At 55.3% G+C, this 1,469-nt stretch carries 1 protein-coding gene; it reads left to right on the top strand.

From position 1 onward, the window contains the following. Positions 1–52: 52 nt before the first annotated feature. A protein-coding gene (locus tag ACWKV4_RS20565) for an IS3 family transposase (RefSeq protein ID WP_483834045.1) occupies positions 53–1,437 on the top strand; the annotation gives its coding sequence in 2 pieces (ribosomal slippage) (positions 53–575 and positions 575–1,437; 1,386 coding nt in all). Positions 1,438–1,469 lie beyond the last annotated feature (32 nt).

The following is a 1,469-nucleotide window of genomic DNA, read 5'->3' as shown; positions in this document are numbered from 1 at the left end:
TGAACTGCGCCCCAAATGTTGGACACCTATCCAACCTTATGGGGCGTTTTTCATGGGTAAGTACTCAAAAGACTTCAAGCTATCTGCCATCACCGCTTTTCTTGAGCGCGGCCAGGGTTATCGACACATTGGTGCACGGTTTGGCCTGGACCCCACGCTATTACGTCGCTGGGTAGCGGCTTACCAGCTTCACGGCGAGGCCAGCCTTCATGGGCGTAGGGCTGGGGATAGCTACAGCGCTCAGTTCAAGCTGGCTGTGCTTCAAGGCATGTGGGCGCACAACCTCTCCTTTCGGCAAGCGGCAGCGGTGTTCAAACTGGGCAATGCGACTCAGGTAGGCATCTGGCAGCAGCGGTATTACAGTGGTGGCATTGAAGCCCTGGCTCCCAGGCATAAAGGATCACTTGCGCTAATGACCAAGCCTTCTGTGGCACCTACTTCGCCTGTTGTTTCGGCAGTCAAGGATGAGGATCTCAGCCATGCCGAGTTACTGAATAAGCTTCGCAAGGCCCAGGTGGAGATCGCCTGGCTAAAAAAGCTCAAGGAGTACCGGGAGGAGCAACAAAGACAGGCGACGGCCGCCAAGAAAAAGCCAGGTTAGTCAGCGAGTTACGCGTCCACTTCAAGCTTGACCTGTTGCTGGAAGCTGCAGGGTTATCGCGCAGCACCTACTACTACCATCTCAAGGCGATGGCAGGAGGGGATCGCTCCGGTGCGTTGAGATCAGCTATCCGAAGCATCCAAGACACGCACAAGGGGCGTTATGGCTATCGCCGGGTAACCGCTGCCTTACGGTGTGGCGGACAACAGATCAACAGTAAGAAAGTGCGCCGTCTGATGGGCGAAATGAACCTCAAGAGCACGGTGCGAGCGAAGAAGTACAAGTCATACAAGGGACAGGTGGGGCTGGCAGCACCTAATATCCTTGCACGGGCGTTCCAGGCCACGCAGCCGAATCAGAAGTGGGTAACGGATGTAACCGAGTTTAAGGTGGGCAGTGAAAAGCTGTACCTGTCGCCTGTGCTGGATCTGTACAACGGTGAGATCGTGGCTCATCAACTCGCCACGCGCCCTCAGTACGCACTGGTTGGGCAAATGCTGGAACAGGCTCTGAAGCGCTTGCCAGAGGGAGCCAAGCCCCTGCTGCACTCTGATCAGGGCTGGCAATACCGCTATCACACGTATCAACATCGTTTGAAGGAAGCAGGGTTGCAGCAAAGCATGTCGCGCAAGGGCAACTGTCTGGACAATGCTGCGATGGAGAGCTTTTTCGGCACGCTAAAGACCGAGTTTTTCTACCGAGAACGTTTCGACAGCGTTGAGGAGCTTCGCGCTGGAATCGAGGAATACATCCGCTACTACAATCACGACCGCATCAAAATACAGCTCGGTGACCTAAGCCCTGTAGCGTACAGGGCCCAGGCTCAAACGGCTTAACGATCACTGTCCAGGTTTTGGGGCGCAGTTCA

The sequence above is a fragment of the Pseudomonas artemisiae genome (assembly GCF_057128685.1).
The sequence above is the reverse complement of the archived record's forward strand: the minus strand, read 5'-3'. Positions and strand labels throughout refer to the sequence as shown.